Origin of the sequence: Pseudomonas sp. 10S4, assembly GCF_034344865.1 — a bacterium.
Lineage (GTDB): Bacteria > Pseudomonadota > Gammaproteobacteria > Pseudomonadales > Pseudomonadaceae > Aquipseudomonas.
In genome coordinates, this window is record NZ_CP133774.1 from 3,192,442 (window position 1) to 3,218,807 (window position 26,366).

A 26,366-nucleotide genomic window follows, 5' to 3' on the forward strand; every position below is an offset into this window, starting at 1 on the left:
TGCTGCAGTACGCTGGCCCAATGCAGCACCGGATAGGATTGCGGAGAAAGTAGATGAGCGCGCTCTATATGATTGTCGGCACCCTGGTAGCCTTGGGCGTGCTGGTCACCTTCCACGAATTCGGCCACTTTTGGGTCGCGCGTCGCTGTGGGGTCAAAGTGCTGCGCTTTTCCGTGGGCTTTGGCATGCCGTTGTTGCGCTGGCATGACAAGCAAGGCACTGAGTTCGTGCTGGCGGCCATCCCGCTGGGCGGCTACGTGAAGATGCTCGACGAGCGCGAAGGCGAAGTACCCGCCGATCAGCTCAATCAATCCTTCAATCGCAAATCTGTCCGCCAACGCATTGCCATCGTTGCTGCGGGTCCAATCGCCAACTTTCTGCTGGCGATGGTTTTTTCTGGGTATTGGCCATGCTCGGCAGCGAGCAGGTACGCCCGATTATCGGCGCCGTCGAGTCGGGCAGCATCGCTGCCAAGGCCGGCTTGAGCCCGAATCAGGAAATCGTTGCCATCGATGGCGAGCCGACTACCGGGTGGGCGGCCGTTAATTTGCAATTGGTCCGTCGCCTTGGCGAGAGCGGTGCCTTGCAGTTGCTGGTGCGTGAGCAGGGTTCAACCACCGATTCACCTCGAGAGCTGATGCTGGATCACTGGCTCAAGGGCGCCGATGAGCCGGACCCGATTCGTTCGCTTGGCATTCGTCCATGGCGTCCGGCGTTACCGCCGATCCTGGCTGAACTCGATTCGAAAGGGCCGGCGCAAGCGGCGGGTCTGAAGACCGGTGATCGTCTGTTGACCCTTGATGGCCAGTCGCTCAATGACTGGCAGCAGGTGGTTGATACCGTCCGTATGCATCCGGATACCAAAATCATGCTGCGCGTTGAGCGCGATGGTGCTCAAATCGACGTCCCTGTGACGCTGGCCGCTCGCGGCGAGAGCAAGGCACCCACGGGTTATCTGGGTGCCGGGGTGAAAGCAGTCGATTGGCCACCAGAGATGATTCGTGAGGTTAGCTACGGTCCGCTGGCCGCGATTGGGGAGGGTGCCCGACGCACCTGGACCATGAGTGTACTGACCCTCGATTCGCTCAAGAAAATGTTGTTCGGCGAGCTCTCGGTAAAAAACTTGAGTGGACCGATAACCATTGCTAAAGTGGCGGGCGCTTCTGCCCAGTCGGGTGTCGCTGATTTCCTGAATTTCCTTGCTTATCTGAGTATTAGCCTGGGAGTTCTGAATTTGTTGCCCATTCCTGTATTGGATGGGGGACATTTGTTGTTTTATCTGATCGAGTGGGTGCGTGGTCGCCCCTTGTCAGATCGGGTGCAGGGTTGGGGGATACAGATCGGCATCAGTTTGGTGGTCGGGGTGATGTTGCTTGCTCTGGTCAATGATCTGGGTCGACTGTAACGCTTCGCTGAATTGCGAATCTGCCGCATTTTGCGGCAGTTTGTTTATTGCCAGTTGGAATAAGAAAGGACTTCATGAAACGTCTGCTGCTAACTGCGGTTCTCACCGTATTGATGATCGCCGAAGTTCACGCCGAGTCCTTCACTATCTCTGATATTCGCGTCAATGGCCTCCAGCGGGTCTCCGCGGGTAGTGTCTTTGGTGCCTTGCCGTTGAACGTCGGCGAACAGGCGGATGATCGTCGCCTGGTGGAATCCACTCGTGCGTTGTTCAAAACCGGTTTCTTTCAAGATATCCAGCTGGGTCGCGAAGGCAATGTCCTCGTTATCACGGTAGTCGAGCGTCCTTCGGTCGCGAGTATCGAGATCGACGGTAACAAGGCCATCTCCACTGAAGACCTGATGAAGGGCCTCAAGCAATCTGGCCTGGCCGAAGGCGAGATCTTCCAGCGTGCCACCCTCGAAGGTGTGCGTAACGAGCTGCAGCGCCAGTACGTCGCTCAGGGTCGCTACTCGGCAACTGTCGACACCGAAGTGGTGGCGCAGCCGCGTAACCGCGTCGCGTTGAAGGTCAATATCAATGAAGGCACCGTCGCTGCTATCCAGCACATCAACGTGGTGGGTAACACGGTCTTTCCTGATGAAGACCTGATCGACCTGTTCGAACTCAAGACCACCAACTGGCTGTCGTTCTTCAAGAACGACGACAAGTATGCTCGTGAAAAACTTTCCGGTGACCTGGAGCGTCTGCGCTCCTACTACCTGGACCGCGGCTATATCAATATGGATATCGCTTCGACCCAGGTGTCCATCACCCCGGACAAGAAACACGTCTACATCACGGTCAACGTCAACGAAGGCGAGAAGTACACCGTTCGTGACGTGAAGCTCAGCGGCGACCTGAAAGTGCCTGAAGACCAGGTCAAGTCCCTGCTGCTGGTTCAGAAAGGCCAGGTGTTCTCGCGCAAGCTGATGACCACTACCTCGGAACTGATCACTCGTCGTCTCGGTAACGAGGGTTACACCTTCGCCAACGTCAACGGCGTTCCTCAGCCGCACGATGATGACCACACGGTAGACATCACTTTCGCTGTTGATCCAGGCAAGCGTGCTTACGTAAACCGTATCAACTTCCGCGGCAATACCAAGTCGGAAGACGAAGTGCTGCGTCGTGAAATGCGCCAGATGGAAGGCGGCTGGGCTTCGACCTACCTGATCGACCAATCCAAGACGCGTCTTGAACGTCTGGGCTTCTTCAAGGAAGTTAACGTTGAAACGCCTGCCGTACCGGGCGTGGATGACCAGGTTGATGTGAACTACAGCGTTGAAGAGCAGGCTTCCGGTTCGATTACCGCCAGTGTCGGTTTCGCCCAGAGCGCCGGTCTGATCCTCGGTGGTTCGATCACCCAGAACAACTTCCTGGGTACCGGTAACAAGGTCAGCATCGGCCTGACCAAAAGCCAATACCAGACCCGCTATAACTTCGGTTATGTCGACCCGTACTGGACTGCTGATGGTGTGAGCCTGGGTTACAACGCGTTCTATCGCACCACTGACTACAAAGACCTCGACGTCAACGTTGCAAGCTACGCGGTAGATAGCCTGGGTGCTGGCGTAAGCGTCGGTTATCCGATCAGCGAGACGTCGCGCCTGACCTTCGGCCTGACTGCGCAACAAGACAAGATCAAGACAGGTCAGTACACCGTCGACGAAATCTTCGACTTCGTTAACCGCGAAGGCGATAGCTACCTGAACTTCAAGGCTTCGGCCGGCTGGTCCGAGTCCACCCTGAACAAAGGTGTACTGGCGACCCGTGGTCATTCCCAGAGCTTGACACTGGAAGCCACCACGCCGGGCAGCGACCTGTCGTTCTTCAAACTCGACTACCGTGGCCAGTTGTTCCAGCCTCTGAGCGAAAACTACACCGTACGCCTGCACACTGAATTGGGTTATGGCGATGGTTATGGTTCGACAGATGGCTTGCCATTCTATGAAAACTACTATGCTGGTGGTTTCAACTCGGTTCGTGGTTTCAAGGACAGCACCCTGGGTCCGCGCAGTACTCCAAGCCGTGGTCAAACTGCCACGGGCAACAACGGAACATTAGCGGACCCGGATCAAGATCCACTGCCATTCGGTGGCAACGTTCTGATTCAAGGTGGTGCAGAGCTTCTGTTCCCGCTGCCATTCGTCAAGGACCAGCGCTCCCTGCGTACGTCGGTATTCTGGGATGTGGGTAACGTGTTCGATTCCAAGTGCCAACAAGCTACAAACTCTAACGGGGTAACACCGTCCAACACGCAGTGCAACGACATCAGCCTGAGCAATATGGCCAGTTCCGTTGGTGTTGGTCTGACTTGGGTCACCGCGCTGGGGCCTTTGAGTTTCGCGTTGGCCATGCCGGTCAAGAAACCGGATAACGCTGAAACCCAGATTTTCCAATTCTCCCTCGGCCAGACGTTCTAAGCGTCTGACCCAAGATAACGACAATGGATTTTGTAGGAGTGCATCGTGCGTAAGTTGACTCAATTGGTTCTCCTGGCGACCGTACTGGTAGCAGGTCCGGCTTTTGCCGACATGAAAATCGCTGTACTGAACTATCAGATGGCCCTGCTGGAATCCGACGCGGCCAAGAAGTACGCCGTGGATGCCGAGAAAAAGTTCGGCCCGCAGCTGACCAAGCTCAAGACGCTGGAAAGCAGTGCCAAAGGTATCCAGGACCGTCTGGTAGCCGGTGGCGACAAGATGCAGCAAGGCGAGCGTGAGCGTCTGGAGCTTGAATTCAAGCAAAAGGCTCGTGACTTCCAGTTCCAGTCCAAGGAATTGAACGAAGCCAAAGCCGTTGCTGACCGTGAAATGCTGAAGCAGCTCAAGCCGAAACTGGACAGCGCTGTGGAAGAAGTCATCAAGAAAGGTGCTTTTGACCTGGTCTTCGAGCGTGGCGCAGTGATTGATGTCAAACCTCAGTACGACATCACTCGCCACGTTATCGAGCGCATGAATCAGCTGAAGTAATCCATGACAGCGACTATAAAGCTTGGCCAATTGGCCGAGTTCCTCGGCGCCACCCTGAGTGGCGACCCGGAGAAAGAAATTACTGGGCTAGCCACTTTGCAAGAGGCTGGCCCAGCTCAGTTGAGCTTTCTGGCAAACCCTCAATACCGTAAATACCTGGCGGACAGTCAGGCCGCAGCCCTGTTGCTGAAGGCCGCTGACGCTGAAGGTTTTGTCGGTAATGCGCTGATCGTGCCTGATCCGTACTTGGCTTACGCGCGAATTTCCCACCTGTTCGATCCCAAGCCAAAGGCGGCTGCCGGTATTCATCCGACAGCGGTGGTGGCAGCGGACGCGGTGGTTGATCCGGCGGCGAGCATCGGTGCCTTTGCGGTGATTGAAAGTGCGGCGCGAATTGCTGCGGGTGTGACCGTCGGGGCTCATTGCTTCATCGGCGCTCGCTGCGAGATCGGTGAGGGCGGCTGGCTGGCTCCACGGGTCACGCTGTATCACGATGTGCGTATCGGCAAGCGAGTAGTGATTCAGTCGGGTGCCGTACTCGGTGGCGAAGGTTTCGGTTTTGCCAACGAGAAAGGTGTCTGGCAGAAAATTGCCCAGATCGGTGGCGTGCTGGTGGGTGACGACGTGGAGATTGGCGTGAATACCGCCGTCGACCGTGGCGCACTGGCTGATACCATCCTCGGCAACGGTGTGAAGCTCGACAATCAGATTCAGATTGCTCACAACGTCCAGGTTGGAGATCACACCGCCATGGCGGCGTGCGTAGGTATCTCCGGCAGCACCAAGATAGGCAAGCATTGCATGCTGGCCGGTGGCGTCGGGCTGGTGGGGCATATCGAAGTTTGTGACAACGTTTTCCTGACCGGGATGACCATGGTGACCCATTCGATTACCGAGCCGGGTTCCTATTCTTCCGGTACAGCCATGCAACCGGCTGCCGAGTGGCGCAAAAGCGCGGCACGCATCCGTCAGCTCGATGACATCGCGCGGCGTCTGCGACAGCTGGAAAAGCGTGTAGGGGAAGTGACCCCTGACGGTAATGCTTCATCAGATGGCTGATACCATTTTCCATATCAAGTAAGCACAGCCGCTAGACTGCCTCCTTGATTTGCTAGAGGGGCGCGCTTCAGTCGCGCGCTTCCAATCTTTACATAGGCTTCCCCCGAAATGATGGACATCAACGAGATTCGCGAATACCTGCCTCACCGTTACCCGTTCCTGCTGGTGGACCGGGTTGTGGATCTGGATGTGGAAGGCAAGCGCATTCGCGCCTACAAGAATGTCAGCATCAACGAGCCGTTCTTCAATGGTCACTTCCCTGCGCATCCAATCATGCCAGGCGTGCTGATCATCGAAGCGATGGCTCAGGCTGCCGGGATCCTTGGTTTCAAGATGCTGGACCTGAAACCGGCCGATGGCACCCTGTACTACTTCGTAGGCTCGGACAAACTGCGTTTCCGTCAGCCGGTCAAGCCAGGCGACCAGTTGATCCTTGAAGCCACGTTCATCAGCTGCAAGCGCAAGATCTGGAAGTTTGAATGCCAGGCATCGGTGGACGGCAAGCCGGTATGCTCGGCCGAGATCATCTGTGCGGAACAAAAAGTATGAGTTTGATTGACCCTCGCGCAATCATCGATCCGACGGCCATCCTGGCCGACGGCGTCGAGGTCGGCCCTTGGTCGATCGTCGGCGCAGGTGTGGAAATCGGCGAGGGAACAGTGATCGGGCCGCATGTGATTCTCAAGGGCCCGACCCGAATCGGTAAGCACAACCGCATCTACCAGTTTTCCTCGGTAGGTGAGGACACGCCCGATCTGAAATACAAAGGCGAAGAAACCCGCCTGGTCATCGGTGATCACAACGTCATCCGCGAAGGCGTAACGATTCACCGCGGCACCGTGCAGGACCGTTCGGAAACCACTCTGGGCGATCACAACCTGATCATGGCCTATGCCCACATTGGCCATGACAGCGTTATTGGCAACAATTGCATCCTGGTCAATAACACTGCGTTGGCTGGCCACGTGCACGTTGAAGACTGGGCGATCCTTTCCGGTTTCACTCTGGTTCACCAGTATTGCCATATTGGCGCCCACAGCTTTTCCGGCATGGGCACCGCCATCGGCAAGGACGTCCCGGCGTACGTCACGGTATTCGGTAACCCTGCCGAAGCCCGTAGCATGAACTTTGAAGGGATGCGTCGTCGCGGTTTCAGCGAAGACGCCATCCACGCCCTGCGTCGTGCCTACAAGGTGGTTTACCGCCAGGGCCTGACGGTCGAACAGGCGCTCGCCGAACTGGCCGAACCCTCGGCACAGTTTCCGGAAGTCGCGGTATTCCGTGATTCCATCCAGTCTTCGACTCGCGGCATCACTCGTTAATCATGGCTAATCTGCGTATTGCGCTGGTAGCGGGTGAGGCTTCCGGTGACATTCTGGGCGCCGGTCTGATGCGTGCACTCAAGGCGCAGCACCCGGCGGTGGAGTTCATTGGTGTCGGCGGTCCGCTGATGCAGGCCGAAGGTCTGACCTCGTACTTCCCTATGGAACGCCTTTCGGTCATGGGCCTGGTGGAAGTGCTGGGTCGATTGCGTGAGCTGCTGGCTCGGCGCAAGAAGCTGGTCGCGGACCTGATCGCCGAGAAACCGGACGTGTTCATCGGCATCGATGCCCCGGACTTCAACCTCAATATCGAACTCAAGCTGCGTCAGGCCGGGATCAAGACTGTGCATTACGTCAGCCCGTCGGTCTGGGCCTGGCGGCAGAAGCGGGTGCTGAAGATTCGCGAAGGCTGCGACCTGATGCTGACGCTGTTCCCGTTCGAAGCCAAATTCTACGAAGAGAAGGGCGTGCCGGTGCGGTTTGTCGGGCATTCCCTGGCTGATGCGATTCCGCTTGAAGCCGATCGCGCGGCGGCGCGGGCCGAACTGGGTTTGCCAGACGGTCCGTTAGTCGCGCTGATGCCTGGCAGCCGTGGTGGTGAAGTGGGCCGTCTCGGTGCGTTGTTCCTTGATACCGCCGAGCGCCTGCAGGTCCTGCGTCCCGGCATTCGGTTCGTCATGCCATGCGCGAGCCCCGAACGCCGTGCCCAGCTCGAAGAGCTGCTGGCCGGGCGCGATCTGCCGCTGACCCTGCTCGATGGCAAGTCTCATCTGGCCCTGGCAGCCTGCGATGCGGTGTTGATCGCCTCCGGAACGGCGACGCTTGAAGCGTTGTTGTACAAACGCCCGATGGTGGTTGCCTATCGCCTGGCGCCGCTGACGTTCTGGATTCTCAAGCGCATGGTCAAAAGCCCCTACGTCTCGTTGCCGAACTTGCTGGCCCAGCGCCTGTTGGTGCCTGAGTTGTTGCAGGACGATGCGACCGTGGAAGCCCTGGCCCAGACCTTGTCTCCGTTGATCGAGGGTGGCGAAGAGCAGACTCGCGGCTTCGATGAAATTCACCGGACCCTGCGTCTGGATGCCTCCAACCAGGCGGCAGATGCCGTACTGAACCTGATCGGCAAAATACAATGAGCAAAACTATGCAGATGGGCCTCGACTTCACACTGGTCGCCGAACTGGAAGAGCTGGTTGCCGGTGTCGACGAAGTCGGTCGCGGCCCGCTCTGCGGCGCCGTGGTCACCGCTGCGGTGATCCTCGACCCGAACCGGCCGATCCTGGGGCTGAACGACTCGAAGAAGCTCACCGAAGCCCGCCGCGAAAAGCTCTACGACGAAATCTGCGAAAAGGCCTTGAGCTGGTGCATCGCTCGGGCCGAAGTCGAAGAAATCGACGAACTGAACATCCTGCATGCCACGATGTTGGCCATGCAGCGCGCCATCGAAGGCCTGCACATTCAGCCGAAACTGGCGATGATCGACGGCAACCGCTGCCCGAAACTGTCCATGCGCTCCGAAGCCGTGGTCAAGGGCGATAGCAAGGTGCCGGCCATCGCCGCCGCGTCGATCCTGGCCAAGGTCAGTCGCGACCGTGAAATGGCCGCATTCGAATTGATTTACCCGGGTTACGGGATCGGTGGCCACAAAGGCTACCCGACGCCCGTTCATCTGGAAGCCTTGGCACGTTTGGGGCCTACCCCGATTCACCGCCGCTCGTTCGCCCCGGTCCGCCTGGCTTACGAGGCGCGGGAAAGTCTGATCGAGAGTTAGTCGCGAGGCTGATGTTTTTTCCAAGGCCCGGTACAATCCGGGCCTTGTTGTCTTCACGTTTCTAGTTTCTAGACAGGATCACTATGCCGGCTTCATTCGTTCATCTACGCCTGCACACTGAATACTCCCTGGTCGACGGTCTGGTGCGGATCAAACCGCTGGTCAAGACCCTGGTCGGCATGAACATGCCTGCCGTGGCGGTCACTGACCAGAACAACATGTGTTCCCTGGTCAAATTCTATAAAGCTTCGATGGGCGCGGGCATCAAGCCTATCTGCGGCGCCGACCTGTGGCTGTCGAACAAGGATCCGGATAACGCTCTGAGCCGGATCAGCCTGCTGGCGATGAACGCCGTGGGTTATCGCAACCTCACCGAACTGATTTCCCGCGGCTTCATCGACGGCCAGCGCAACGGCTCGATCATCATCGAGCGCGAGTGGGTGGCCGAAGCCAGCGAAGGCTTGATCATGCTGTCGGCGGCGAAGGAAGGCGAAATCGGCCTGGCGATGCTTAGTGGCAATCCGGTTGAAGCGGAAACCCTCGCTCGCGAATGGATGACGGTATTCCCGGATCGCTTTTATCTGGAAATCCAGCGCACCAACCGCCCCAACGATGAAGAGCAACTGCACGGCGCCGTGGCCCTGGCCGAGAAAATCGGCGCTCCGCTGGTCGCAACCAACGATGTGCGCTTCATCAAACAGGAAGACTTCGCGGCCCACGAAACCCGCGTTTGCATCGGTGAGGGTCGGGCCCTCGACGATCCGCGGCGTTCGAAGAACTACAGCGATCAGCAGTACCTCAAAAGCGCCGAGGAAATGGCCGAGCTGTTCAGCGATATTCCCGAGGCGCTGGAAAACACCGTCGAGATCGCCAAGCGCTGCAACATCGAAGTGAAGCTGGGCAAGCACTTCCTGCCCAACTTCCCGATCCCCGATGGCATGACCATCGACGAGTATTTCCGCAAGGTGTCCTTCGATGGCCTGGAAGAACGCCTGAGCGTTTTGCTGCCCAAAGACACCACCGAAGACTACGAAGCCAAGCGTCAGGTCTACGTTGATCGGCTGAATTTCGAACTGGATATCATCATCCAGATGGGCTTCCCCGGTTACTTCCTGATCGTGATGGACTTTATCCAGTGGGCCAAGAGCAACGGCGTGCCGGTAGGTCCGGGTCGGGGGTCGGGTGCCGGGTCGCTGGTGGCCTATGTACAGAAGATCACCGACCTCGATCCACTGGAATATGACCTGCTGTTCGAACGTTTCCTTAACCCGGAACGGGTATCGATGCCCGACTTCGACGTCGACTTCTGCATGGACGGGCGTGACCGGGTTATTGAATACGTGGCCGAGAAATACGGCCGCAACGCGGTAAGCCAGATCATCACCTTCGGTTCCATGGCCGCCAAAGCGGTGGTGCGTGACGTTGCGCGGGTGCAGGGCAAGTCCTACGGCCTGGCGGATCGTCTGTCGAAGATGATTCCGTTCGAAGTCGGCATGACCCTGGAAAAAGCCTACGAGCAGGAAGAGATCCTGCGTGACTTCATCAAGGTCGATGAAGAGGCTGCCGAAATCTGGGAAATGGCCCGCAAGCTCGAAGGCGTTGTACGTAACGTCGGTAAGCACGCCGGTGGTGTTGTCATCGCGCCGACCAAGCTGACCGACTTTTCGCCGATCTATTGCGACGAGGCCGGTGATGGCCTGGTAACCCAGTTCGACAAGGACGACGTTGAGGCTGCCGGTCTGGTGAAGTTCGACTTCCTCGGTCTGCGGACCCTGACGGTCATCGACTGGGCGCTGAAAACCATCAACCGCGATCGCGCCAAGGTTGATGAGCCGCCACTGGACATCGCGTTCATCCCGCTGGACGACAAACCGACCTACACGCTGCTGCAAAAAGCCGAAACCACGGCGGTGTTCCAGCTCGAGTCCCGGGGCATGAAAGAGCTGATCAAAAAGCTCAAGCCCGACTGCCTGGAAGACTTGATCGCACTCGTGGCCCTGTTCCGTCCGGGCCCGCTGCAGTCAGGCATGGTGGACGACTTTATCAACCGTAAGCACGGTCGCGCTGAACTGGCGTACCCGCACTCGGACTACCAGTACGAAGGCCTCAAGCCGGTATTGGCGCCGACTTACGGCATCATCCTGTATCAGGAACAGGTGATGCAGATTGCCCAGGTCATGGCCGGTTACACCCTCGGTGGTGCGGACATGCTGCGTCGGGCCATGGGTAAGAAAAAACCCGAAGAAATGGCCAAGCAACGCGGTGGTTTCATTGAAGGCTGCACCGCTAACAACATCGATCCGGACCTGTCCGGTAACATTTTCGACCTGGTGGAAAAATTCGCCGGTTACGGTTTCAACAAATCTCACTCGGCTGCTTATGGCCTGGTGTCATACCAAACGGCGTGGCTGAAAACCCACTACCCGGCGCCGTTCATGGCCGCGGTACTGTCGGCGGATATGCACAACACCGACAAGGTCGTGACCTTGATCGAAGAAATTCGCACCATGAAGCTGCGTCTCGACGCGCCGGATGTGAATACTTCGGAATTCAAGTTCACGGTGAACGACGAAGGCCGGATCATTTACGGCCTCGGCGCGATCAAAGGTGTGGGTGAAGGTCCGGTGGAGGCGATCACCGAGGCGCGTCAAGCGGGTCCGTTCAAGGATCTGTTCGACTTCTGCGCCCGTGTCGACCTCAAGCGTATCAACAAGCGGACCCTGGACGGTTTGATCCGCAGCGGTGCGCTGGATCGTCTCGGTCCTTACTTCCATGACGAGCAGAAAGCCTACCAGGCCAACATCGACCGTAACCGGGCGGTCTTGCTGAATGCCATGGAAGGGGCGATCAAGGCAGCCGAACAAACCGCGCGTACCAAAGACAGCGGTCACGTCGATCTGTTTGGCGGCTTGTTCGTCGAAGAAGACGCCGATGTCTACGCCAATCACCGCAAGGCCAAGGAACTGACCCTCAAGGAACGCCTGAAGGGCGAGAAAGACACCTTGGGCCTGTACCTGACCGGTCACCCGATCGACGAATACGAAGGCGAGATCCGCCGTTTCGCCCGCCAGCGCATCATCGACCTGAAACCGGCGCGCGATACCCAGACTGTCGCGGGGATGATCATCGCCCTGCGGGTCATGAAGAACAAAAAGGGCGACAAGATGGGTTTCATTACCCTCGACGACCGCTCGGGCCGGATCGAGGCGTCGTTGTTCGCCGAGGCATTCCATTCCGCGCAGTCGCTGTTGCAGACCGATGCGATGGTGGTGGTCGAAGGCGAAGTCAGCAACGACGACTTCTCTGGCGGCCTGCGGCTGCGGGTCAAGCGGGTGATGAGCATGGAAGATGCGCGCACCAACCTGGCCGAAAGCCTGCGCTTGAAGCTGCAGACCCAGGATTTGAAGGGCGATCAGCTACGCTGGCTCGGTGAGCTGTTCAAGCGTCACCGAGGTGCGTGTCCGATCACCATGGAATACACCAGTCCCGATGCGAAGGCCTTGCTGCAGTTCGGCGAGACCTGGCGAATCGACCCGGCGGATGCCTTGATTCAAGCTCTGCGTGACCAGTTCGGGCGAGACAACGTCTTCCTCCAATACCGTTGACGGTCAGGTGGCATTCTTTACCATTAAGAGCATGGCCTGATCTCGACTCAATTTTTAATCTCGACCTGAACGCGCCTCTCCCTTAAGGTAGGGCGCGAATAGACAACCGGCCGGCCCAAGCTCTCTTGGATGTCGACCCAAGACGGACGCCTATGAACCCGAATTTTCTAGATTTCGAACAGCCGATCGCCGACCTGCAAGCCAAGATCGAAGAGTTGCGCTTGGTCGGTAATGACAATTCGCTGAATATCGGCGATGAGATTTCCCGCCTGCAGGACAAAAGCAGCACGCTGACCGAAGACATCTTCGGCAAGCTGACCAGCTGGCAGATCGCGCGTCTGGCGCGTCACCCGCGCCGCCCGTACACCCTGGACTACATCGAACACATCTTCACCGAGTTCGACGAACTGCACGGCGATCGTCACTTCTCTGACGACGCTGCCATCGTTGGCGGTATCGCCCGTCTGGACGACCAGCCAGTAATGATCATCGGTCACCAGAAAGGCCGTGAAGTGCGCGAGAAGGTTCGCCGCAACTTCGGCATGCCGCGTCCGGAAGGCTACCGCAAGGCCTGCCGCCTGATGGAAATGGCCGAGCGCTTCAAAATGCCGATCCTGACCTTCATCGACACCCCGGGTGCTTACCCTGGTATCGACGCCGAAGAGCGCAACCAGAGTGAAGCGATTGCCTGGAACCTGCGCGTCATGGCACGCCTGAAAACCCCAATCATCGCCACCGTGATCGGTGAAGGTGGTTCGGGTGGTGCGTTGGCGATCGGCGTTTGTGATCAACTGAACATGCTGCAGTACTCGACCTACGCGGTGATTTCGCCGGAAGGTTGCGCTTCGATTCTGTGGAAAACCGCCGAGAAAGCACCGGATGCCGCTGAAGCCATGGGCATCACCGCCGAGCGCCTGAAAGGCCTGGGCATCGTCGACAAAGTGATCGGCGAGCCTTTGGGCGGCGCCCACCGCGACCCGGCTGCTGCCGCTGCATCGATCCGCGCCGAGCTGAGCTCGCAACTGGCGATGCTGAAGAAGTTCGACAACGAAGCGCTGCTCAAGCGTCGTTACGAGCGACTGATGAGCTACGGTCTCTGATCTGACCTCGGCTTCAATGTGGGAGCGGGATTGCTCGCGAAAGCGGTATAACAGGCAACCAATGTGTTGAATGTTGAGCCGCTTTCGCGAGCAAGCCCGCTCCCACATTTGATTTGCGTGAAGTGATCGATATGAGTCAGTCCATGATTGATCTTCCTGCCAGGCTCCTGCTGAATCTCAAACCTTGGCGCAACGCCAAAACCTGGCGCATCGCTTTCTCCGGTGGCCTCGACTCCACCGTCCTGTTGCACCTTCTCGCTTATCTCGCAAAAACCGAATCCCTGCCGACGCTCAAAGCCATCCATGTCCATCACGGTCTTCAGGCTGTGGCTGATGCGTGGCCGGAACACTGTCAGTCGATGTGTGATGCGCTGGGAGTGCCGCTTAAGGTTGTTCGCGTCCAGGTTCAACCCGGCGCCAGCCTTGAGCGTGCCGCCCGGGAGGCGCGTTATGGCGCCTTCATCGAGGCGACCCAAACCAATGAAGTACTGCTGACTGCCCAGCACCGTGACGATCAGGCGGAAACCCTGTTGTTTCGCTTGTTGCGCGGGGCCGGGGTCAAAGGGTTAGCGGGGATGCCTTCTGAGCGAGCGTTGGGGCCTGGGCATTTGCTTCGACCGCTGCTTGATGTCACTCGGGCCGAGCTTGAAGCGTATGCCGCCGAGCATCAATTGAGCTGGATCGAGGACCCCTCGAACCAGGATCGGCAGTTCTCGCGCAATTATCTGCGACATCAGGTGTTCCCGGTCTTGGCCGTACGTTGGCCGCAAGCGGTGGCGACCATGGCTCGTAGCGCCGCACATTTACGCGAGGCCCAAGGGTTACTTGATGAGTTGGCGCAGATCGATCTGGCCGAGGCCGGCAGCAGCTGTGAGTTCGATTGGCTGGGAGTGCCTTCCCTCGCGCTGGCTCCATTGGAAAAGCTGTCCAGCCCGCGTCAACGCAATGCCTTGAGTCATTGGCTGACGACGCGGACACGTCTGCCGGACAGTGACCATTGGTCGGGTTGGCAAAATCTTCGTGATGCCACTGGCGATGCCTGTCCCATCTGGCGACTGGCGGACGGTGAATTACACCGGGCGAGCGGGCGTATCTGGTGGTTGTCCGGTGTCTGGCTGCGTACGCCACCGGTTGCAGGTAAATGGGCCGACCCCACGTTGCCACTTTTTTGCCGGAAAATGGCCGGCTCACGCTGAACGGCCAAATCCCCTATGGCCCGTTGCATATCCGCTATCGTGAGGGAGGCGAGGTCATGGATCTGGCCGATCGCGGGCACCGCGACCTCAAGCGTTTGCTCAATGAACGCGGTGTTCCGCCGTTTGCCCGTGGCAGATTGCCGCTGCTCTATCGAGGTGAGCATTTGCTGGCGGTGGCGGGGCTGCGGGGGTTAAACGGCAGTGCGCGGGACGGCTGGGATTTACAGTGGCAGCCACCGAACGAAGATCAAGGTTTGAGCTGAAAGGGGCTTTCCGGTAGACTACGCTCCCTTCTTGATACAACTTCTGTGGATTCGCCTGAATTGCAGGAGTTGCCGATTACCAAGCAGTCTTTGCTGGGCGATTCCAAAAAATGTGTAGCGAGCAACGCACCGGTGTTTCATCTCCCGGTCTGTCCCAACGCGGCGGTTTTTTTGAAAGATGCACTGTGATTAATGCAGGTGATCGGGGGCTTCGGCCTTCCTTCGCTTTCCCCGGCGGCTCGGACCGCTTTAACGCAGACTTCTAGGGTTTTTCATGACGCGCTACATATTCGTCACGGGCGGTGTTGTTTCTTCATTGGGGAAAGGCATTGCCTCGGCTTCATTGGCGGCCATCCTGGAGGCGCGGGGACTTAAGGTCACCATGCTGAAGCTGGACCCGTACATCAACGTTGACCCGGGCACCATGAGCCCGTTCCAGCACGGTGAAGTGTTCGTCACTCACGACGGCGCCGAGACCGACCTGGACCTGGGCCACTACGAGCGGTTCATCCGCACGACCATGACCCAGAACAACAACTTCACCACTGGCCGTGTCTACGAACACGTCCTGCGCAAAGAGCGCCGTGGTGATTACCTGGGCGCAACCATCCAGGTCATCCCGCACATCACCGACGAGATCAAGCGCCGGATGCGCCTCCAGGCCGACGACGCGCTGCGCCCCGACGTGATCATCTCCGAGATCGGCGGCACCGTCGGCGACATCGAGTCGCAGCCGTTCCTCGAAGCGATCCGTCAATTGCGCTTCGAAGTCGGCGCCAAGCGCGCGATGCTGATGCACCTGACGCTGGTGCCGTACATCGCCACTGCCGGCGAAACCAAAACCAAGCCTACCCAACACTCGGTCAAGGAACTGCGTTCCATCGGCCTGCAACCAGACGTGCTGGTCTGCCGTTCCGATCACCCGATCGACATCTCCTCGCGTCGCAAGATCGCGCAATTCACCAACGTTGAAGAGCGTGCGGTGATCGCGCTGGAAGACGCCGACACCATCTACAAGATCCCGGGCATTCTGCACTCCCAGGGCCTGGATGATTTCGTTGTCGAGCGTTTCGGCCTGCAATGTGGCGGCGCTGATCTGTCCGAGTGGGAAGCCGTGGTCGACGCCAAGCTCAACCCTGAGCACGAAGTCACCATCGCCATGGTCGGCAAGTACATGGAACTGCTGGACGCCTACAAATCGCTGATCGAAGCGATGAGTCACGCCGGCATCAGCAACCGCACCAAGGTCAACCTGCGCTACATCGATTCCGAAGACATCGAAAACCAGGGCACCGCGCTGCTGGAAGGTGTCGACGCGATCCTCGTACCGGGCGGATTCGGTCTGCGCGGCGTGGAAGGCAAGATTACTGCCGTTCAATTCGCTCGCGAAAACAAGGTTCCGTACCTGGGCATCTGCCTGGGCATGCAAGTGGCCGTGATCGAATTCGCTCGTAACGTGATGGGCTGGAAGGACGCCAACTCCACCGAATTTGATCGCGCCAGCGGTCACCCGGTCGTGGGTCTGATCACCGAGTGGGAAGATGCCACCGGCGCTGTCGAAACCCGTACCGAAACGTCCGACCTGGGTGGCACCATGCGCCTTGGCGCACAGGACTGCCTGCTGGAGCCGGGTTCGCTGGTTCACGATTGCTACGCCAAGGACGTGATCGTCGAGCGTCACCGTCATCGCTACGAAGTGAACAACAATCTGCTGCCGCAAATCATGGCGGCCGGCCTGAAAGTCTCCGGTCGTTCCGGTGATGGCGCGCTGGTAGAAGTGGTTGAAGCCCCGGATCATCCATGGTTCGTCGCTTGCCAGTTCCACCCTGAGTTCACCTCGACACCGCGCGACGGTCACCCGTTGTTCACCGGCTTCGTCAAAGCAGCGCTGACTCAACACCAGAAGAAGGCATAAATCCGATGGCGCAGAAGATCATCCGTGTAGGCGATATCGAGATTGCCAACGACAAGCCAATGGTGCTTTTCGGTGGCATGAACGTGCTGGAAAGCCGCGACATGGCGATGCAGGTCTGCGAAGAATACGTAAAGGTCACCGAGAAACTCGGTATCCCTTACGTGTTCAAGGCCAGTTTCGACAAGGCTAACCGTTCCTCCGTGACCTCTTACCGTGGCCCCGGCCTGGAAGAGGGCATGCGGATCTTCCAGGACATCAAGCAAGCCTTCGGCGTGCCGATCATCACCGACGTCCATGAGCCTGAACAGGCTGCGGTCGTCGCTGAAGTCTGCGACATCATCCAGCTGCCAGCCTTCCTGTCGCGCCAGACCGACCTCGTGGTCGCGATGGCCAAGACCGGCGCGGTGATCAACATCAAGAAAGCCCAGTTCCTCGCACCGCACGAGATGAAACATATCCTGAGCAAGTGCGTGGAAGCGGGTAACGATCAGTTGATCCTCTGCGAACGTGGTTCGAGCTTCGGCTACAACAACCTGGTCGTCGACATGCTCGGCTTCGGCATCATGAAGCAGTTCGAATACCCGGTGTTCTTCGACGTGACTCACGCGCTGCAAATGCCCGGCGGTCGCTCCGATTCCGCTGGCGGTCGTCGCGCCCAGGTCACCGACCTGGCCAAGGCCGGCATCAGCCAGTCGTTGGCGGGCCTGTTCCTTGAAGCCCACCCTGACCCGGACAACGCCAAATGCGACGGCCCTTGTGCCTTGCGTCTGGACAAACTGGAGCCATTCCTGGCCCAGCTCAAAGCTTTGGACGAACTGGTTAAGAGTTTTCCGACGGTAGAAACCGCGTAATCCTCAATTCTCCGGTAAAGTACCGCACGAATTAATGTTCAGGCCCCCGGGCCTGAGCCTTATCGTCCGCAAGCCTGCCCGCTGCACATCACTTGCCGACGGTAAAAGATTTCCTCTAGCTGCGTCGTTTTCGTCAACTTTGGAGTGTTTACAACAATGGCAAAAATCGTCGACATCAAAGGTCGTGAAGTTCTCGACTCCCGTGGCAATCCCACCGTCGAAGCGGACGTGCTTCTCGATAACGGCATCATCGGTAGTGCTTGCGCGCCGTCCGGTGCTTCCACTGGCTCGCGTGAAGCGCTCGAGCTGCGTGATGGCGACAAGAGCCGTTACCTGGGCAAGGGCGTACTCAAAGCCGTAGGCAACATCAACGGTCCGATCCGCGACCTGCTGCTGGGTAAAGACCCAAGCGACCAGAAAGCGCTCGATCACGCGATGATCAAGCTCGACGGTACTGAAAACAAAGGCTCCCTGGGCGCCAACGCGATCCTCGCCGTTTCCCTGGCTGCGGCCAAGGCAGCAGCACAGGACCAGGACCTGCCGCTGTACGCTCACATCGCCAACCTGAACGGCACCCCGGGTGTTTACTCGATGCCGGTCCCGATGATGAACATCATCAACGGTGGCTCGCACGCCGACAACGACGTGGACATCCAGGAATTCATGGTTCAGTCCCGCTCGGTGCCGAGTCCTTCGCCGAGGGCCTCCGCATGGGGCACCGAGACGTACCATCGCCCTGAAGGCCCTGCTCAAGTCGAAGGGCCTCTCCACCGGCCTCGGCGACGAGGGTGGATTCGCTCCGAACCTCCCGAGCAACCGTGCGGCACTCGACCGTCATCGTCGAAGCCATCACCAACGCCGGCTACACGTCCGGCACGGACATCGGCCCTGGCACTCGACTGCGCCGCCAGTCCGAATTCTACGAAGGACGGCGTCTACAACCTGTCCGAGCGCAAGGCCAGGTGTTCTGCCGCAGGAGCTGTCCGCGGACTACCTCGAAAGGCTCGACCGAGTCGCTACCCGATCATCTCCATTGAAGATGGCGCTCGACGAAGTCCGACTGGGCTGGCTACGAACATCCTCACCGACGAAGATCGGCGAGAATCATGCAGACTGGTAGGCGACGACCTGTTCGTAACCAACACCAGAGCATCCTGCCAAGAAGGCATCGATCAAAAGCATCGGCCAACTCGATCCTCGTCAAGGTCAACCAGATCGGTACCCTCACCGAGACGCTCGACGCCGTTGCCCTCGCGCAGCGCGCCGGCTACACGACCGTCATCTCGCACCGCTCCGGTGAGACCGAAGACACCTTCATCGCCGACCTCGCGGTCGCGACGGATGCCGGCCAGATCAAGACCGGAGCGCCTGCCCGCTCCGAGCGCGTTGCCAAGTACAATCAGCTGCTGAGGATCGAAGAGCAGTTGAATGGCAAAGCCAAGTACAACGGCCGCAGCGAGTTCCGCGGCTGAGTGGTAAATAGTAAAAAGACACCGGATTGTGTCGAAAAAATCGCGACAGCGACGGTTTTGCCACTAATCTGATGCCTTATAAGCACAAGCCTGGGTCTTCCAGGCTTCGTGCTATCAGAAGCTTCATAGTTTTGGCATGGCTGTCTTTTTTCACTGGATACCTGATTTCGATGCGCAGTCCCAATTGGTTGTTCCTCATCTTGCTTCTGCTGCTGGCTGGCCTGCAGTACCGCCTGTGGGTGGGAAATGGCAGTCTGGCGCAAGTGGCCGAGCTGACTCAGCAGATCGCGGATCAACACGCTGAGAATGAAGGGTTGCTGGAACGCAATCGGGTCATGGACGCCGAAGTCAGTGAGTTGAAAAAAGGCATGGAGACCGTTGAAGAGCGGGCTCGTCATGAGTTGGGCATGGTCAAGGATGGTGAAACCCTTTACCAGTTGGCTCAATGATCCAGTCGTTACCGGCCTTCTGGGCCGTGATTCCTGCCGCGGGCGTCGGTGCCCGTATGGCCGCGGACCGTCCCAAGCAATACTTGCAACTGGGCGGGCGCACTATTCTCGAACACAGCCTCGGCTGTTTCCTTGATCATCCTGCCCTGAAGGGGTTGGTGGTCAGTCTTGCAATTGATGATCCTTATTGGCCGAACCTGGCCTGTGCCTCTGACCCTCGTATTCAGCGGGTTGAGGGTGGCGCAGAGCGTTCCGGGTCGGTGCTCAATGCGTTGCTGCATTTGCACGCGCTGGGCGCTGATGATGAGGATTGGGTGTTGGTGCATGACGCCGCACGGCCGAACCTGGCGCGTGATGATCTCGATAAGTTACTGAGTGAACTGGCGGATGATCCGGTCGGCGGACTGCTGGCGGTGCCGGCGCGCGATACCTTGAAGCGGGTCGATAAGCACGGTCGTGTTGTTGAAACCGTGGATCGTAGCGTGATCTGGCAAGCCTATACGCCGCAGATGTTTCGCCTCGGCGCGTTGCATCGGGCATTGGCCGACAGTCTGGTGGCCGATGCGGTGATCACTGATGAAGCTTCGGCGATGGAGTGGGCGGGTTTGGCTCCGCGTCTGATCGAAGGGCGGTCCGACAACCTCAAAGTCACGCGCCCCGAAGATCTGGAGTGGTTGCGCCAGCGTTGGGCCAATCGCCGCTGAGTGCTGTGGTGTCTATCAGATTGCTTTCGCGAGCAAGCCCGCTCCCACATTGAAATAGCGTCGGTCCCAGAACCCGCATCCACCCGAGATCAAATGTGGGAGCGGGCTTGCTCGCGAAGGCGGTCGTCTGTTCAACAAACCTGTCACTGACAATACGCGAGCGTATCTAGCCCCGATACTCCGGCCGCTCGGCCAACCCTTCCTTCAAATAATCCACCAACTTGCGCACCTTCGGCGACAGATGCCGTTGCTGTGGATAAAGCGCCCACACCGCCGTGTTCGGCGGTTGATGTGCCTCCAGCAGCGAAATCAACGCGCCGCTGTTCAAATGCTCCAGCACGTAATAGTCCGGCAACTGACACAACCCCACCCCTTGTAGCGCCGCATCCAGTACCGCTTGCCCACTGTTGCAACGCCAATTTCCCTGCACCCGCTGGGAAAATTCCCGGCCGTTCTGTTCCAGTTGCCAGAGGTCCGAGCTGCCGATGAGGCAGTTATGCCGGCTCAGTTCCGACAAACTGTGTGGCCGACCATACCGTTCCAGGTAGGACGGTGACGCGCATAGGTACATGCGTCGTGGTGCCAGACGTGTCGCCACCAGCCGCGAATCTTGCAGGCGGCCGAGGCGGATCGCCAGGTCAAGGCCTTCATGAACCAGGTCGAGTTGGCGATTGCTCAGCTCAATGTCGATTCGAAGCTGCGGATAGAGCCCCATGAACCGGGTCACCAACGGCACGATGAACCGCTCGCCGTACGCCACGGCGCAGGTCATGCGCAGCATGCCCTTGGGTTCACTGGTCAGGTCGCCGACCGCGCGCAACGCTTCTTCGCGTCCATCCTGCAAACGCTGGCAATGTTGCAGGAAGGTTTGTCCGGCTTCGGTCAGCGTAACCCGACGGGTGCTGCGGTACAGCAGCCGCGTCTGAAGACGCTCTTCCAGGCGTACGATTTGTCGACTGACATGGGAGGAAGAAACCCCAAGACGTTCAGCCGCCGCGGTGAATTGGCTGCACTCGGCAACGGCGACGAACTCGTCGATCCCTTCCCAGCGGTTGTCTGACATTTAGGATTATCCCTATACGGCAATAATATTTTGCATTTGCCCCGATTATTCATCGTAAGGCTGTGTATTACACTCCTTGTCTCGTTTTTATTCACTGGAGAGTCAGCATGATCAAGTCGCGCGCCGCCGTTGCCTTCGAGGCCAAGAAACCCCTTGAGATCGTTGAAGTCGATGTCGCCATGCCCAAGGCCGGTGAAGTCCTGCTGCGCGTCGTGGCTTCCGGTGTTTGCCACACGGACGCCTACACCTTGTCCGGAGCGGATCCGGAAGGCATCTTCCCGTCGATCCTCGGTCACGAAGGTGGCGCTGTGGTTGAAGCCATCGGCGAGGGCGTAACGTCGGTCGCTGTCGGTGATCATGTGATCCCGCTGTACACCCCGGAATGCCGCCAGTGCAAATTCTGCCTGTCGGGCAAAACCAACCTCTGCCAGGCGATTCGCGCCACTCAAGGCAAAGGCCTGATGCCGGATGGCACTTCGCGCTTTTCCTACAAGGGGCAGCCGATTTTCCACTACATGGGCACCTCGACCTTCTCCGAGTACACCGTGCTGCCGGAAATCTCCGTGGCTAAAATTGCGAAAGAAGCGCCACTGGAAAAAGTCTGCCTGCTGGGCTGCGGTGTTACCACCGGCATCGGCGCGGTGCTCAACACTGCCAAGGTGAAACCGGGTGATACCGTCGCCATTTTCGGCCTCGGCGGCATCGGTCTGTCGGCGGTGATCGGCGCGGTTAAAGCCAAGGCTGCGCGGATCATTGCCATCGACATCAACCCGGCCAAATTCGAGATCGCCAAGCAACTGGGTGCAACCGATTGCGTGAACCCGAAAGACTTCGACCGTCCGATCCAGGAAGTCATCGTCGACATGACCGATGGCGGCGTCGACTTTTCCTTCGAGTGCATCGGCAACGTCCAATTGATGCGTGCCGCACTTGAGTGCTGCCACAAGGGTTGGGGCGAGTCGGTCATCATCGGTGTGGCCGGTGCCGGCCAGGAAATCTCGACCCGTCCGTTCCAGCTGGTCACCGGTCGCGTCTGGCGCGGTTCTGCGTTCGGCGGCGTGCGCGGTCGTACCGAGCTGCCAAGCTACGTGGAAATGGCCGCGACCGGCGAGATCCCGCTGGATACCTTCATCACCCACACCATGGGCCTGGAAGATATCAACAAGGCGTTTGACCTGATGCATGAAGGCGAGAGCATCCGTTCCGTCATCCATTTCTGAGGTCGGTCATGAGCCTGGAAAATATCTCCTGCCAGAAGAGCTTCGGCGGCTGGCATAAACGCTACCGGCACCGCTCAGACGTGCTCGGCTGCGACATGGTGTTCGCCGTGTACCTGCCGCCGCAAGCGGAGCAGGGCGGCAAACTGCCGGTGCTGTACTGGTTGTCCGGCCTGACCTGCACCGACGAAAACTTCATGCACAAGGCTGGTGCCATGCGCATGGCCGCCGAGCTGGGGTTGATCATCGTCGCACCGGACACCAGCCCGCGCGGCGCCGATGTGCCGGGTGATCCGGATGGCGCCTGGGACTTTGGCCTGGGTGCCGGTTTCTATCTGAATGCCACGCAGGAACCGTGGTCGCGACACTATCGGATGCATGACTATGTCGTGCAGGAATTGCCGGCATTGGTCGAGGCGCATTTCCCGGCGTCTGACAAACGCGGCATCAGCGGCCACTCCATGGGTGGCCACGGTGCGCTGGTCTGCGCGCTGCGTAATCCGGGGCGTTATCAGTCGGTGTCGGCGTTTTCGCCGATCAACAATCCGATGGATTGCCCGTGGGGCCAAAAGGCCTTCTCCCGCTACCTGGGTGAAGACCGTTCCAAGTGGCGCGAATGGGATGCGTGCGCCCTGATCGCAGAGGCTGCCGAGAAGCTACCGTTGCTGGTCGACCAAGGTGATCGCGACGATTTCCTCGCCAACCAGCTCAAGCCTGAAGCCCTGCAACAGGCGGCCAAACTGGCCGGTCATCCGCTGACGTTGCGCCTGCAACCGGGCTACGACCACAGCTATTTCTTCATCGCCAGTTTCATCGACGATCACTTACAGCATCATGCGCGCGCTCTAGGCGCCTAATGTCCGACAAAGCAGGTAGAATCACGCCCTGACAAAAATCGGGGCGTTTTTTTATGCGTATTGGCCACGGCTATGATGTGCACCGTTTCGCTGAAGGCGATTTCATTACTCTGGGCGGCGTGCGCATTGCACACGGCTTCGGGCTGCTCGCTCACTCCGACGGTGACGTCCTGCTGCACGCCTTGAGCGATGCCTTGCTCGGCGCGGCTGCGTTGGGTGATATCGGCAAGCACTTCCCGGACACCGACCCAAAATTCAAAGGCGCGGATAGCCGCGTGCTGTTGCGTCACGTCGTCGCACTGATCCACGCCAAGGGCTGGAAAGTCGGCAATGTGGATAACACCATCGTCGCCCAGGCGCCGAAAATGGCCCCGCATATCGAATCGATGCGCGCTCTGATTGCCGCGGATCTTCAAGTTGAGTTGGATCAAGTGAACGTGAAAGCTACCACCACCGAAAAGCTTGGCTTTGTCGGTCGCGAAGAAGGCATTGCCGTGCATTCCGTTGCCTTGTTGCTGCGCGCATGAACGAATTGCAATTGCTCGGCCCGCGAGCCTATGGCGAAGCCCTCGGCACGGCGGTACTGAAAGCCACTGCGGAAGATTTCCAGGTCGATGAAGTGCTCAATATCCCGCTCAGCGGCGATGGCGAACACCTGTGGATCTGGGTTGAAAAGCGCGGTCTGAACACCGAAGAAGCCGCACGACGGATTGCCAAGGCGGCCGGCGTGCCGTTGCGCACCGTCAGTTATGCGGGCCTGAAGGATCGTCAGGCGCTGACTCGCCAGTGGTTCAGTGTGCAACTGCCGGGCAAGGCCGATCCGGATCTGTCGGCAGCAGAAAACGACACGCTGAAGATCCTCAAGACCGGCCGGCACAAGCGCAAGCTGCAACGCGGTGCTCACTCGGCCAATGGCTTCACCTTGCGCCTGACCCAGTTTGCTGGTGACAAGGCTGCGATCGAAGAACGCCTGCAATTGATTGCCAAGCAAGGTATTCCAAATTATTTCGGCTCCCAGCGCTTTGGGTTTGACGGCGGTAACGTCGTTGACGCGCGCGGCTGGGCTGCACGCAAGGCGTTGCCGGAGCAGCGCAACGTTCGCTCGCGCCTGCTCTCCACCGCTCGCAGTTTCCTGTTTAACCAAGTGCTGGCGGCGCGTGTGGCGGATGGCACCTGGCAGCGTGCGTTGGTGGGTGATTTGCTGGCCTTCACCGACAGTCGCAGCTTCTTTCCGGCCGGTGAAGCTGAATGCAGCGATCCGCGCCTGGCGATTCTTGACCTGCATCCGACCGGCCCTCAGTGGGGCGAAGGTGACTCGCCGGCCACGGGCGCTGTCCATGAACTGGAGCAGGAAATCGCCAGCCGCGAAGCAGACTTGCGCGATTGGTTGATTAACGCCGGTATGAGCCACGAACGTCGCATCCTGCGGCTGCCCATTGGTGGGTTGACGTGGCATTATCCCGAGCCTGACATTCTGCAACTGGAATTCGTCCTCCCGGCCGGATGCTTCGCCACCGTATTGGTGCGCGAACTCGTCGATCTGGTGCCGGTGGGGCAGACGGACAGCCCATGCGTATTCTGATATCTAACGACGATGGGGTAACCGCACCCGGTCTCGCCGCGCTTTATGCTGCGCTGGCGGATTACACCGAGTGCGTGGTTATCGCCCCGGACCAGGACAAAAGTGGCGCCAGCAGTTCGCTGACGCTCGACCGTCCGTTGCACCCGCAAACCCTGGCCAATGGCTTTATCAGCCTCAACGGCACACCCACCGATTGCGTGCACCTGGGCCTTAACGGCTTGCTGGAGCGCGAACCGGACATGGTGGTTTCCGGTATTAACCTGGGCGCTAACCTGGGGGACGACGTTTTGTACTCCGGTACCGTGGCGGCGGCCCTTGAAGGTCGCTTCCTGGAACGGCCTTCGTTTGCCTTTTCGTTGGTCTCACGACAAGTAGAGAACCTTCCCACAGCTGCCTACTTTGCGCGCAAACTGGTCGAAGCCCATGCTGACCTCCAGTTGCCACCGCGCACGGTGCTGAACGTGAATATTCCCAACCTGCCGCTGGACCACATCCGCGGTATACAGTTGACCCGCCTCGGGCATCGCGCCCGCGCTGCGGCGCCATTGAAAGTCGTCGACCCGCGAGGCAAGTCCGGTTACTGGATTGCTGCCGCAGGTGACGCCGAAGACGGCGGCCCGGGCACCGATTTCCATGCAGTGATGCAGGGCTATGTTTCGATCACTCCATTACAACTGGATCGCACCTTCAACGATGCCTTCAGAAGTCTCGATGGCTGGCTGGAGGGGCTGCGCTAATGGGCCGTGAACAAGACGATATGCTGCGTCGCGGCATCGGGATGACCTCTCAGCGGACCCGCGAGCGCCTCATTCAGCGGCTGTATGAAGAGGGAATTTCCAACGCCAAGGTGCTGGAGGTCATCCGCCGTACACCGCGTCACCTGTTCGTCGATGAGGCACTGGCTCACCGCGCCTACGAGGACACGGCGCTGCCGATCGGCAATAACCAGACCATCTCCCAGCCTTATATGGTGGCCCGCATGAGCGAGCTGCTGCTGGAGGCAGGTCCTCTGGACAAGGTGATGGAGATCGGCACCGGTTCGGGTTACCAGACCGCCGTGCTGTCGCAACTGGTGGAACGGGTGTTTTCCGTGGAGCGCATCAAGGTCCTGCAGGACCGGGCCAAGGAGCGCTTGGTCGAACTGAACCTGCGCAACGTGGTATTCCGTTGGGGCGATGGCTGGGAAGGCTGGCCGGCACTGGCACCCTATAACGGCATTATCGTCACCGCTGTCGCCACCGACGTGCCCCAGGCACTGCTCGATCAGTTGGCGCCGGGCGGGCGACTGGTAATTCCGGTCGGCTCCGGTGAGGTCCAGCAATTGATGCTGATCATCCGTGAAGAACAGGGCTTTTCCAGGCGTGTTCTGGGGGCTGTGCGCTTCGTGCCGTTGCTCCATGGGCCACTGGCCTGAGCATTTGTTTTTGCGCGCTGAATTCTATTCGATTGTTCGGGTCTTACTCCGGCATCGATTGGTTAAACGGGATTTATCGGCGGGTAGCAAACGTGTGCGTGAAGCAATTT

The 26,366-nt window shown here is 58.9% G+C and carries 20 protein-coding genes and 3 pseudogenes; 22 read left to right on the forward strand and 1 reads right to left on the reverse strand.

The features are described from left to right. Window positions 1-53: 53 nt before the first annotated feature. From rseP to ispD, 16 genes and pseudogenes are all read left to right on the forward strand, one after another. A pseudogene (rseP, locus tag RHM58_RS14615) lies at window positions 54-1,405 on the forward strand (sigma E protease regulator RseP). 74 nt (window positions 1,406-1,479) lie between these two features. Further along, window positions 1,480-3,870 (forward strand): outer membrane protein assembly factor BamA, encoded by a 2,391-nt coding sequence (gene bamA, locus RHM58_RS14620; protein WP_201201075.1) that lies wholly within the window; start codon window positions 1,480-1,482, stop codon window positions 3,868-3,870. Window positions 3,871-3,915: 45 nt separating this feature from the next. Further along, window positions 3,916-4,419: an OmpH family outer membrane protein gene (locus tag RHM58_RS14625; protein ID WP_322270623.1), complete on the forward strand. Its 504-nt coding sequence runs from the start codon at window positions 3,916-3,918 to the stop codon at window positions 4,417-4,419. 3 nt (window positions 4,420-4,422) lie between these two features. Continuing rightward, a complete protein-coding gene (gene lpxD, locus RHM58_RS14630) occupies window positions 4,423-5,478 on the forward strand; it encodes a UDP-3-O-(3-hydroxymyristoyl)glucosamine N-acyltransferase (RefSeq protein ID WP_201201077.1) in 1,056 nt (351 codons plus the stop codon). A 108-nt stretch (window positions 5,479-5,586) separates the two neighbouring features. After that, window positions 5,587-6,027 (forward strand): 3-hydroxyacyl-ACP dehydratase FabZ, encoded by a 441-nt coding sequence (gene fabZ / locus RHM58_RS14635; protein WP_201195505.1) that lies wholly within the window; start codon window positions 5,587-5,589, stop codon window positions 6,025-6,027. Beyond that, complete coding sequence (gene lpxA, locus RHM58_RS14640; protein WP_201201079.1) at window positions 6,024-6,800, forward strand: acyl-ACP--UDP-N-acetylglucosamine O-acyltransferase; 777 nt, start codon at window positions 6,024-6,026, stop codon at window positions 6,798-6,800. The genes fabZ and lpxA overlap by 4 nt, the downstream gene beginning before the upstream one ends. 2 nt (window positions 6,801-6,802) lie before the next feature. Continuing rightward, on the forward strand, window positions 6,803-7,933 hold the full coding sequence (gene lpxB / locus RHM58_RS14645; RefSeq protein WP_322270624.1) for a lipid-A-disaccharide synthase: 1,131 nt from the start codon (window positions 6,803-6,805) through the stop codon (window positions 7,931-7,933). Window positions 7,934-7,941: 8 nt separating this feature from the next. Next, window positions 7,942-8,568 carry a ribonuclease HII gene (gene rnhB / locus RHM58_RS14650; RefSeq protein WP_201205153.1) on the forward strand — a complete coding sequence of 209 codons (627 nt, stop codon included), beginning with the start codon at window positions 7,942-7,944 and terminating at the stop codon, window positions 8,566-8,568. Window positions 8,569-8,651: 83 nt separating this feature from the next. After that, on the forward strand, window positions 8,652-12,173 hold the full coding sequence (gene dnaE, locus RHM58_RS14655) for a DNA polymerase III subunit alpha (RefSeq protein ID WP_201201083.1): 3,522 nt from the start codon (window positions 8,652-8,654) through the stop codon (window positions 12,171-12,173). 152 nt (window positions 12,174-12,325) lie between these two features. Further along, entirely contained in the window at window positions 12,326-13,273 is a 948-nt protein-coding gene (locus RHM58_RS14660) for an acetyl-CoA carboxylase carboxyltransferase subunit alpha (protein ID WP_201201085.1), read from the forward strand. 131 nt (window positions 13,274-13,404) lie between these two features. After that, window positions 13,405-14,732, forward strand: a pseudogene (gene tilS / locus RHM58_RS14665) (tRNA lysidine(34) synthetase TilS). A 274-nt stretch (window positions 14,733-15,006) separates the two neighbouring features. Continuing rightward, on the forward strand, window positions 15,007-16,647 hold the full coding sequence (locus RHM58_RS14670) for a CTP synthase (RefSeq protein ID WP_322270625.1): 1,641 nt from the start codon (window positions 15,007-15,009) through the stop codon (window positions 16,645-16,647). A gap of 5 nt (window positions 16,648-16,652) precedes the next feature. Then, window positions 16,653-17,498: a 3-deoxy-8-phosphooctulonate synthase gene (kdsA, locus tag RHM58_RS14675; protein ID WP_092272409.1), complete on the forward strand. Its 846-nt coding sequence runs from the start codon at window positions 16,653-16,655 to the stop codon at window positions 17,496-17,498. A gap of 156 nt (window positions 17,499-17,654) precedes the next feature. Further along, window positions 17,655-18,970, forward strand: a pseudogene (locus RHM58_RS14680) (phosphopyruvate hydratase). Between the two features lie 170 nt (window positions 18,971-19,140). Beyond that, a complete protein-coding gene (gene ftsB / locus RHM58_RS14685) occupies window positions 19,141-19,419 on the forward strand; it encodes a cell division protein FtsB (RefSeq protein ID WP_201195494.1) in 279 nt (92 codons plus the stop codon). Continuing rightward, window positions 19,416-20,123 (forward strand): 2-C-methyl-D-erythritol 4-phosphate cytidylyltransferase, encoded by a 708-nt coding sequence (gene ispD, locus RHM58_RS14690; protein ID WP_322270626.1) that lies wholly within the window; start codon window positions 19,416-19,418, stop codon window positions 20,121-20,123. Before ftsB ends, ispD begins: the two co-directional genes overlap by 4 nt. Before the next feature lie 166 nt (window positions 20,124-20,289). Here the strand turns inward: ispD and RHM58_RS14695 are convergent, their stop codons facing one another. Then, window positions 20,290-21,186 (reverse strand): LysR substrate-binding domain-containing protein, encoded by an 897-nt coding sequence (locus tag RHM58_RS14695; RefSeq protein ID WP_201201103.1) that lies wholly within the window; start codon window positions 21,184-21,186, stop codon window positions 20,290-20,292. Window positions 21,187-21,293: 107 nt separating this feature from the next. Between RHM58_RS14695 and RHM58_RS14700 the strand changes: the two genes are divergently transcribed. The 6 genes from RHM58_RS14700 to RHM58_RS14725 are packed head-to-tail and all read left to right on the forward strand — an operon-like array spanning window position 21,294 to window position 26,256. Further along, the gene (locus RHM58_RS14700; RefSeq protein ID WP_201256060.1) at window positions 21,294-22,406 is read left to right on the forward strand and encodes an S-(hydroxymethyl)glutathione dehydrogenase/class III alcohol dehydrogenase; all 1,113 of its coding nucleotides are present in this window, start codon (window positions 21,294-21,296) and stop codon (window positions 22,404-22,406) included. A gap of 8 nt (window positions 22,407-22,414) precedes the next feature. After that, window positions 22,415-23,260: an S-formylglutathione hydrolase gene (fghA, locus tag RHM58_RS14705; protein ID WP_201201107.1), complete on the forward strand. Its 846-nt coding sequence runs from the start codon at window positions 22,415-22,417 to the stop codon at window positions 23,258-23,260. A 53-nt stretch (window positions 23,261-23,313) separates the two neighbouring features. Further along, window positions 23,314-23,787, forward strand: coding sequence for a 2-C-methyl-D-erythritol 2,4-cyclodiphosphate synthase (gene ispF, locus RHM58_RS14710; protein ID WP_137808032.1), 474 nt, complete (start codon window positions 23,314-23,316; stop codon window positions 23,785-23,787). Then, a complete protein-coding gene (gene truD, locus RHM58_RS14715; RefSeq protein ID WP_201201109.1) occupies window positions 23,784-24,842 on the forward strand; it encodes a tRNA pseudouridine(13) synthase TruD in 1,059 nt (352 codons plus the stop codon). The genes ispF and truD overlap by 4 nt, the downstream gene beginning before the upstream one ends. After that, window positions 24,830-25,579, forward strand: a complete 750-nt coding sequence (gene surE / locus RHM58_RS14720; protein WP_201201111.1) for a 5'/3'-nucleotidase SurE — start codon at window positions 24,830-24,832, stop codon at window positions 25,577-25,579. Before truD ends, surE begins: the two co-directional genes overlap by 13 nt. A gap of 41 nt (window positions 25,580-25,620) precedes the next feature. Then, entirely contained in the window at window positions 25,621-26,256 is a 636-nt protein-coding gene (locus RHM58_RS14725; RefSeq protein WP_201195881.1) for a protein-L-isoaspartate(D-aspartate) O-methyltransferase, read from the forward strand. Window positions 26,257-26,366: the final 110 nt, after the last annotated feature.